Annotated in this window: 9 protein-coding genes; 8 read left to right on the forward strand and 1 reads right to left on the reverse strand. The window is 60.7% G+C overall.

From position 1 onward, the window contains the following. Positions 1-239: 239 nt before the first annotated feature. The 3 genes from ACR0DO_RS17805 (at position 240) to ACR0DO_RS17815 (ending at position 2,903) form a co-directional block, all read left to right on the forward strand. The gene (locus ACR0DO_RS17805; RefSeq protein ID WP_480560820.1) at positions 240-1,121 is read left to right on the forward strand and encodes a LysR family transcriptional regulator; all 882 of its coding nucleotides are present in this window, start codon (positions 240-242) and stop codon (positions 1,119-1,121) included. Positions 1,122-1,214: 93 nt separating this feature from the next. Continuing rightward, positions 1,215-1,766, forward strand: coding sequence for a TetR/AcrR family transcriptional regulator (locus tag ACR0DO_RS17810; protein WP_480560822.1), 552 nt, complete (start codon positions 1,215-1,217; stop codon positions 1,764-1,766). 27 nt (positions 1,767-1,793) lie between these two features. After that, positions 1,794-2,903, forward strand: coding sequence for a mandelate racemase/muconate lactonizing enzyme family protein (locus ACR0DO_RS17815; RefSeq protein ID WP_480560824.1), 1,110 nt, complete (start codon positions 1,794-1,796; stop codon positions 2,901-2,903). A gap of 27 nt (positions 2,904-2,930) precedes the next feature. On the opposite strand, the gene ACR0DO_RS17820 is transcribed toward ACR0DO_RS17815, so the two are convergent. Further along, positions 2,931-3,533 carry a helix-turn-helix domain-containing protein gene (locus ACR0DO_RS17820; RefSeq protein WP_170328704.1) on the reverse strand — a complete coding sequence of 201 codons (603 nt, stop codon included), beginning with the start codon at positions 3,531-3,533 and terminating at the stop codon, positions 2,931-2,933. Positions 3,534-3,679: 146 nt separating this feature from the next. Here ACR0DO_RS17820 and glyA point away from each other — a divergent pair, with 146 nt between their 5' ends. The 5 genes from glyA to ACR0DO_RS17845 all read left to right on the forward strand — a co-directional run bounded on the left by glyA (position 3,680) and on the right by ACR0DO_RS17845 (position 9,174). Next, positions 3,680-4,933: a serine hydroxymethyltransferase gene (glyA, locus tag ACR0DO_RS17825; RefSeq protein ID WP_480560826.1), complete on the forward strand. Its 1,254-nt coding sequence runs from the start codon at positions 3,680-3,682 to the stop codon at positions 4,931-4,933. 11 nt (positions 4,934-4,944) lie between these two features. Then, positions 4,945-6,324 (forward strand): dihydrolipoyl dehydrogenase, encoded by a 1,380-nt coding sequence (gene lpdA / locus ACR0DO_RS17830; RefSeq protein ID WP_480560828.1) that lies wholly within the window; start codon positions 4,945-4,947, stop codon positions 6,322-6,324. A gap of 14 nt (positions 6,325-6,338) precedes the next feature. Continuing rightward, complete coding sequence (lipA, locus tag ACR0DO_RS17835) at positions 6,339-7,280, forward strand: lipoyl synthase (protein WP_480560830.1); 942 nt, start codon at positions 6,339-6,341, stop codon at positions 7,278-7,280. 24 nt (positions 7,281-7,304) lie between these two features. Continuing rightward, positions 7,305-8,675 (forward strand): alanine/glycine:cation symporter family protein, encoded by a 1,371-nt coding sequence (locus ACR0DO_RS17840; protein ID WP_170448841.1) that lies wholly within the window; start codon positions 7,305-7,307, stop codon positions 8,673-8,675. Positions 8,676-8,751: 76 nt separating this feature from the next. Then, on the forward strand, positions 8,752-9,174 hold the full coding sequence (locus ACR0DO_RS17845) for a universal stress protein (protein ID WP_480560832.1): 423 nt from the start codon (positions 8,752-8,754) through the stop codon (positions 9,172-9,174). Positions 9,175-9,293: the final 119 nt, after the last annotated feature.

Below are 9,293 nucleotides of genomic sequence, written 5' to 3' on the forward strand. Positions count from 1 at the left end.
CCCGGCCATACTGGCAATTCGCTGATGCCGGGTTTGTCCGGGACCGCAGGCATTTACGTTACCATGAACACCTCCGTTGCCGCCCAAGACAGACACATCCCGAATGCTGATGACCAACATCGCGGGCGACAGGCCGTCGGGCAATCGCAAAAAAATTCACTTTGCAATAACTGAAGTAATTCAAACTTGGATTTTTGTGCTAAAAAGTCGGAAAACTCAGGATCAAAGGTCAAACCACCTTGCCCAAAGGCCCATATGAACTGCCCCCGGTAAGCTCGTTAATCAGCTTTGAAGCCGCCGCGCGTCATGTCAGCTTTAAAAACGCCGCGTCAGAGCTGAACGTCACCCCGGCGGCCATCAGCCACCAGGTCAAATCACTGGAAAACGAGCTTAACTGTTCGTTGTTTCGCCGGCACCATCGCGGGGTCGAACTGACCGAAAGCGGGGCTTACCTGCTGGTCGCCCTGCAACGGGGGCTTGAAGATATCAGCGAGGCCTTGCAGCAGTTGCGCTCGCATTATGACCGATCCGGGGTGACGATTCGGTCCAGCACGGCCGTCAGTTCGCTTTGGCTGACCCCCCGGCTTGCGCAATTCTGGAAAAGGCACGGGCATATATCGGTGACGCAAGTGGTCACGGATCTGGGGTTTGACACAACGAAATGCGACCTCAGTATTTGCTATGGGGATGCCTCCGAGGAGAAGGGCACCAGCCATGTTCTGTTTCGTGACCGCATCATGGCCCTCGGCAGCCCCCGGTTCTTGGAACAGAACAATATTACTGGCATTCAGGACATGGCGCGCATCCCCTTGATCCACCTTGATGCGCCGGGAACGGGGTGGACGGATTGGCGCGAATGGACCAACCAACTGGGGTATGACGGGCCTTTGAATTCGGCGCATCGCGTCAACAACTACACCATTGCGCTTCAGGCCGCGCAGGACGACATGGGGGCAGTGTTGGGATGGGAGGGGCTGACTGCGGAACTTGTCGCATCCGGGAAACTGGTCAACCTGCTGCCACAGACCCTTTCCTCACCGCTGGATTTTTACGTCGCGCTTCACAACACTGCATCTGATCGCGCCAAACTCGTGTATCGATGGCTTGCGGAAACGACCTAAGTTTTTTGTCGTCTCACCGCCATGTCGCCACCCCGTCAGAACGCGTCGGTTTTCGTCAAGTCCAAAGTAGAGTGATCGCTCTACCACTTTCTCATGATCGACATGAAACACCAGATTGCCGCCCGTCTGCATGGTCAGTTCGAGGAAATGGGGTTTGCCGGACCCGGCGTCGAGGCTCTGCGCGCGGGTGCGGATGTTTCGCTGAGAACCCTCTACAAGTATTTCCCCAGCCGCGAGGCCATGGTGGTGGGCGCGTTGCAGCACCGCGACCGTGCCTATGCCGACTGGATCGGCGACGGCCCCAAGGACGGCGCGGCGCATGTTGTCCATATTCTTCAGCGGCTGTCCGACTGGCTACTTGGAATATCGAACTGCGGTTGCCTGTTCCGCAACGCCCTGTCCGCCTATCCCGACAGCGCTCCGATCCGCGCCGCGGTCGAGGTCCATAAGTCTGCGGTACGGGCTCAGTTTCACCGACGCCTTGTGGATGTCGCTCCGCATTGTGATGCGGACGCACTGGCCGACCAATTGTTCGTTCTACACGAAGGCTTGACCGAAGCCGCCCGCATGATCGGGTCCGAACGGGCCAGCCGACAAACCCTCCGCACTGCAGACCAGATCCTGGCTGCGGCGGGTATCAAGTAACCCCTCCACACCAAGGAAAGCCGCAACATGAAGCTGAAGGAAATCCATATCTACGCCCATGAGCTGCCGGTCAGGAATGGCCCCTATACGATGGCCAGCGGTGCGGTCTGGGCGCTGGACACCACTCTTGTCAAACTGGTGTCGGACACCGGTCATGTCGGTTGGGGCGAGACCTGCCCGGTGGGTCCAACCTATGCCGAGGCCCATGCGGAAGGCGCCCGTGCTGCGCTGATGGCAATGGCCGGAGGGTTGATTGGCGCCGAGGCGACACCGGGCACTCTGCGCCGCAAGATGGATACTCTGCTGGCCGGTCACAACTACGCCAAGGCCGCTTTGGATATCGCGGCTTATGACCTGTTCGGCAAGTCGCTGGGCGTCAATGTCGCCGACCTGCTGGGAGGTGCCGTGACCGACCGCGTGCCATCATACTACGCAACCGGTGTCGGCGCGCCGGATGACATTGCAAAACTGGCCAAAGAGAAGCTGGACGAGGGCTATCCGCGCCTGCAGATCAAAGTTGGCGGTCGCCCCGTCGAGATCGATATCGAGGTGATCTCCAAGGTCTGGGAGGTCGTCAAAGGCACAGGTATGCGCCTGGCAGTGGACGGCAACCGCGGCTGGACAACCCGCGACGCCCTGCGCGTCAGCCGGGAATTGCCGCATGTACCCTTCGTCATGGAGCAGCCCTGTAACACGATACAGGACTTGGAAAAAATCCGCCCGCAGGTTAGCCACGGCATCTACATGGATGAAAACAGCATCGACCTGAACACTGTCATTTCAGCTGCCGGCACCGGCTTGGTGGACGGGTTCGGCATGAAGGTCACGCGTATCGGCGGCCTGACCCACATGCGTGCCTTCCGCGACATCTGCGAGGCCCGCAACCTGCCGCATACCTGCGATGACAGCTGGGGCGGGGACATCATTGCCGCCGCCTGCACCCAGATCGGCGCAACCGTCAAACCCGAGCTGTGCGAAGGGGTCTGGCTGGCCGCGCCATACATCGAAGGCAATTACGACCCGGAGAATGGCATTCAAATCGTCGGCGGCCACATCGAACGGCCAACGGGGCCGGGTTTGGATATCCACCCGGATGAGACGCTCTTTGGTGAACCCGTCGCGTCTTTTGGGGGCTGATGCTGACCTGGCGTTGACCCCCTGCGCCTATTCCAGCGACACCCAAAGAACTTGCGCGTCTTCCTTGCTGGTGGACACGCACCCATGCCCCATGCTGCTGTCGTAATAGAGTGAATCCCCCGCCTTCATCGGCAGCGGGCGGTAGTGTTCCGAGATAAAGATCAACTCACCGCTCAGCACATACATGAACTCTTCGCCCGAGTGGCGAATCCACGGATCGAACTCGGAAATATCCCGCGCCCGGATCGTCGCCACATAAGGCAGCATCCGCTTGCTGGTCAGGTCCGAACACAGCAGCTCGTGCAGATAGGTTGCGGTCTCGCGAAATTCCCCCTGCCCTTTCGGCGTATAGTCCCGCCGACCGGTGATACCGGTCTGGCCGGACTGAAGAAACAGTTGCGGCGGGTTCAGATCCAGCGCCTGTGTCAGGCGCCGCACGATCTCAAAGCTGGGCTTTGTCTGGTTGTTTTCGATCTTCGATAAGGTGGAACGACCGATTCCCGCGGCGCGTCCGGCCTCTTCCAGCGTCCAGCCTTTCTCCCGCCGCGCATCCCGAATCGAGCGCCCCAAAGCGGCGCCTTCGTCCAGCTCCTCAGGTGCTGAGGCTTCGTTCCTTTGGTCTTCGCCCATGAAAATCTCCCTATTCTGCGGCAGGTTACCCGTTCCCCTATTCGCACGCAACTTTACGAATACGAGATTTTTGTTGATTTGGGGGAACTATTTCCCCTATAGGAAACAAATTCTCGAACCGGGGATTCGAAGAAGAGGAGGAGACTATGTTTAAGACGTCGCTGGCCGAGGCCGACCCGAAGATCGCCGCATCGATTGCGCGTGAAGGCACACGTCAGGCCGAACAGATCGAGCTGATCGCATCCGAAAACATCGTCTCTCAGGCCGTGATCGAGGCGCAGGGTTCGGTGCTGACCAACAAATACGCCGAAGGGTATCCTGGCCGCCGTTACTATGGCGGGTGCGAGTATGTGGATGAGGTCGAAGTCGAAGCGATCGACCGGCTTAAGCAGTTGTTCGGCTGTGAATACGCCAACGTGCAGCCGCATTCGGGTGCGCAGGCCAATGGCGCAGTCAAGCTGGCGCTGCTCAGCCCCGGTGACACGATCCTCGGCATGTCGCTGGATGCGGGAGGTCACCTGACCCACGGCGCAAAGCCCGCGCAATCCGGCAAGTGGTTCCGCCCGGTTCAGTATGGCCTGACCGAAGCCGGGTTGATCGATTACGATCAGGTTGAGGCGCTGGCCAAGGCCGAAAAGCCCAAGATGATTATCGCCGGTGCATCGGCCTATTCGCAAAAGATCGACTTTGCCCGGTTCCGCGCCATTGCTGATGAGGTCGGCGCTTGGCTGCTGGCCGACATGGCCCATATCGCCGGGCTGGTTGCAACCGGCCTGCACCCCTCGCCCATCGGTCACGCGCATGTGGTCACCTCGACCACGCACAAGACCCTGCGTGGCCCACGCGGCGGCATCATCCTGACCAATGACGAAGCGCTGGCGAAAAAGATCAACTCGGCCGTGTTCCCCGGCCTGCAAGGTGGCCCGCTGATGCACGTGATCGCAGGCAAGGCGGTGGCCTTTGGCGAGGCGCTGAAGCCCGAGTTCAAGGACTACATACAGCGCGTGGTCGACAGTGCGGCGGCTCTGGCCAACGTCATGATGGCGCGCGGTTGTGACATCGTATCCGGCGGAACCGAGAACCACCTGATGCTGGTCGACCTGCGCCCCGTCGGCGTGACCGGCAAGGACGCCGAGGCGGCGCTGGAGCGTGCCGGGTTCACCTGCAACAAGAACAGCGTGCCGGGCGACCCCGAAAAACCCACCGTCACCAGCGGTATCCGTCTTGGCACCGCCGCCGGATGCAGCCGCGGCTTCGGCCCCGAGGAGTTCAAGCAGATCGGCCACCTGATCGGTGACGTTCTGGATGCGCTGGCGCAGTCGCCGGAAGGCGACCCGACGGTTGAACAAGCCACCCGCGAAAAAGTCCGCGCCCTGTGCACAAGCCACCCGATCTACTGAAAGACCAAGAAATGACCTACGATCTTATTGTCATCGGGGGCGGTCCGGGCGGCTATGTTGCTGCCATCCGCGCGGCTCAGTTGGGACTGAAAGTGGCCTGCGTCGAAGGGCGCGGGGCACTGGGTGGAACCTGCCTGAATGTGGGGTGCATTCCCTCCAAAGCGTTGCTGACCTCCTCGGCCAAATATGCCGAACTTGCACATCTCTCCTCCCATGGCATTGCGGTCGAGGGGGCCAGCATCGATGTACCCGCGATGATGGGCCGTAAGGACAAGATCGTCGGCGACCTGACCAAGGGCATCGCGTTCCTGTTCAAGAAAAACGGCGTGGACCTGATCGAAGGCTGGGCCAGCATTCCTGCCGCCGGTCAGGTCAAGGTGGGCGATGAGGTCCATGAGGCCAAGAACATTCTGATCGCCACCGGCTCGGAACCGACCCCTCTGAACGGGATCGAGATTGACGAGCAGGACATCCTCAGCTCGACCGGCGCAATTGCGCTGGAAACCGTGCCCGACCATCTGGTCGTCGTGGGCGCCGGTGTGATCGGATTGGAGCTTGGTCAGGTCTGGGCGCGGCTGGGCGCCAAGGTCACCGTTGTCGAATATCTCGACCGCGTTCTGCCCGGCATCGATGGTGAGATCGCGAAACTGGCACAGCGTGCGCTGTCGAAACGCGGGCTGAAATTCCAACTGGGTCGCGCGCTGAAGTCCGTCGAAAAATCTGACGCCGGGCTGACGCTGACTGTGGATCGGGTCGGCAAAGACAAGGAAGAGGTGATCGAGGCCGACAAGGTTCTGATCGCCGTCGGCCGCCGCCCTGTGACACGTGGGCTGGGACTGGAAGAATTGAGCGTTAATGTAAGTCAGCGCGGGTTCATCGAAGTCGATGGCACATTCCAGACCTCTGTTCCAGGCGTGTATGCAATCGGTGACTGCGTCCCCGGCCCGATGCTGGCGCACAAGGCCGAAGAGGATGGCGTTGCCTGCGTTGAGATGCTGGCAGGCCAAGCCGGTCACGTAGATTACAACACCGTTCCGGGCGTTGTTTACACCGACCCCGAGGTCGCCTCGGTTGGCCTGACCGAAGAGGCGCTGAAGGAAGCAGGCGCTGAATACTCGGCCGGAAAGTTTGCTTTCATGGCCAATTCGCGCGCCCGCTCGACCGGCGAAACCGACGGTGCGGTCAAGGTTCTGGCCGACCCGAACGGCAAAATCCTCGGCGCGCATATCTGCGGCGCCCATGGTGGTGATCTGATCGCCGAGCTGGTGCTGGCCATGACCAAAGGCGCCACCGTCGCCGAGGTCGCAGCCACCTGTCATGCACACCCGGCCATGGGCGAGGCGATCAAGGAAGCCTGCCTCGACGCCATGGGCCGCGCGATTCACGCCTGAGAAGGAGCCGCCAGATGACCATCCAGCTTCGCCCCCGCCACCCTGAAAAGGCCAAGAAAGCCGACAGTGTCATCCCGCGCAAACCCAAGTGGATTCGCCGCAAAAAGATCGAAAGCGCCGAATATTACGAAACCCGCCGCCTGATGCGTGACCATGATCTGGCGACGGTGTGCGAAGAGGCCGCCTGCCCCAATATCGGCGAATGCTGGTCCAAGCGTCACGCCACGATGATGATCATGGGTGAGGTCTGCACGCGCGGCTGTTCCTTCTGCAACGTGGCGACCGGGCGGCCCGACGCGCTGGATGTGTTCGAACCGGGCCGCGTCGCGGCAGCGGTCAAAAAGCTGGGCCTGCGCCATGTGGTGATCACCTCGGTTGACCGCGATGATCTGACCGACGGCGGGGCGGAACATATCGCTCAGACCATCCGCGCCGTACGCCATCAGAACCCCGGCACCACGGTCGAGGTTCTGACCCCCGACTTTCTGGGCAAGGGCGACGCGGCAGATGTTGTGTTCGACGCCGCCCCGGACGTGTTCAACCACAACTTGGAGACCGTCCCGCATCTGTACCCAACGGTCCGTCCCGGCGCGCGGTACTACACTTCTTTGCGGCTGCTGGACGACGCCAAACGCGCCAACCCCGAGATTTTCACCAAATCCGGCCTGATGGTCGGGCTGGGGGAAAGCCTGAACGATGTACGGCTGGTGATGGACGACCTGCGCGCTGCCAATGTCGATTTCCTGACCGTCGGTCAATACCTGCAACCGACCCCGAAACATCACCCGATCGACCGGTTCTGGTCACCGGAAGAGTTCGCCCAACTGGAGCAGATCGCACGCTCCAAAGGCTTTCTGCACGTGTCAGCCACACCGCTGACCCGTTCGTCGTTCCACGCGGACGAAGACTTTGCCGCCCTCAAGCAGGCCCGCCAGCGGGCCATTGCCGGGGCATAACCAAACGCAAATGGGAGGGATACCATGGAAGCGTTAAATTCAATCGTAGGGGCCATCAATGGCGTCGTGTGGGGGCCACTGATGCTGGTTCTCATTCTTGGCGTCGGCTTCTTCCTGCAGGTCGGGCTGAAATTCATGCCGATCCTGCGCATTGGCACGGGCTTCAGCCTGCTGTTCAAAGGCCGTGAAGGTCAGGGCGAAGGGCAGATCAGCCCGTTCAACGCGCTGATGACCTCGCTGTCGGCGACCATCGGCACGGGTAACATCGCCGGTGTGGCCACTGCTGTCTTCCTGGGCGGTCCGGGCGCATTGTTCTGGATGTGGATGACCGCCCTGGTGGGCATGGCCACCAAATATGCCGAAGCTGTCTGCGCGGTGAAGTACCGCGAAAAAGACGAGCTGGGTAACTTTGTCGGCGGCCCGATGTACTACATCAAGAACGGTCTGGGCGCGAAATGGGCCTGGCTGGGCGTCGCCTTCGCCCTGTTCGGCGGCATCGCCGCCTTTGGCATCGGCAACGGCGTTCAGGCCAATGGTGTGGCGCAGGTTCTGGAATCGAACTTCGGCGTGAACACCTCGGTCACCGGTGTCGTTCTGATGGTCCTGACCGCAGCCGTGATCCTGGGTGGCATCACCCGTATCGGTGCGGTTGCCGGTAAGCTGGTTCCGTTCATGGCAATCGCCTACATCATCGCCGGCCTGCTGGTTCTGATCATCAACATCGCCGAAATCGGAAACGCGTTGTCGCTGGTCTTCACCTATGCCTTCACCCCATCCGCCGCCGAGGGCGGTTTCGCAGGCGCAGCCGTCTGGGCAGCCATCCGCTTTGGTGTGGCACGCGGCGTGTTCTCGAACGAAGCCGGTCTGGGTTCGGCCCCGATTGCGCACGCAGCGGCTGAGACCAAAGGTCCGGTCAACCAGGGTCTGATCGCGATGCTGGGCACGTTCATCGACACGATCATCGTCTGCTCGATCACCGGTCTGGCGATCATCGCTTCGGGTGCGTGGACCTCAGGTGAATCCGGTGCAGCACTGACCTCGCTGGCCTTCGCAACCTCGCTTCCGGGCGGCGGTCACCTGATCGCAATCGCCCTGTCGATCTTTGCCTTCACCACCATCCTCGGCTGGTCGTTCTACGGCGAGAAATGCGTCGAGTTCCTGCTGGGCGTCAAATCCCTGATGCCGTACCGCATCCTGTGGATCATCGCGATCTATTTCGGTGCAACAGCGGATCTGGGCTTTATCTGGCTGCTGGCGGACACGCTGAACGCCATGATGGCCATCCCGAACCTGATCGCCCTGGCCCTGCTGAGCCCGATCGTCTTCAAACTGACGAAAGAGTTCTTCGCCTCGGGCGGTCAGTCGGAGGAGCCCGGCAGCACGCCTGCCGAATAACCTCGGAACGAACAACGGGGGGCCATCCCGGCCCCCCGGCTTTGAAACAGAATTCAATATCTCGAGGAGAGACGTGATGGCCACGAAAATCCTGCTGCCCATTGATCACACCGACGACCGCTCGTGGAAAAATGCCCTGCCGGTCGCCTTGGAACAGGCGAAGTTCTACGGCGCCGAATTGCACGCGGTCTCCGTCATCCCCGAGATCATCCAGCTGCCGAACCTGCCCGCCAATTATGGCGCCGGCGCCAAAGAACACGTACGCAATGCTGTTCAGGCCATTCTGGATCACGGCAATGCCTCCGACGTGGCGATCCACGTCGAAGAAGGCAGTGTCTACCGCGAAATCCTGAAGCTGGCCTACAAGGACGGCTTCGATCTGATCGTCATGGCATCGACCAAAGGCGATTTCCCGAACTATGAGATTGGGCCGAACCTGGCCCGTGTCGTGCGCAACGCACATTGCACCGTCATGGTCGTTCGCGACCAGTCCCGCTGATTGAAAGGTTGGACCCATGACCGATATTAAACGCACGCCTTTGTACGACTTGCATGTTGAGTTGGGTGGCAAGATGGTTGATTTTGCGGGTTGGGAGATGCCTGTTCAGTATCCTTTGG

This window comes from Ruegeria sp. AM9 (assembly GCF_056540565.1).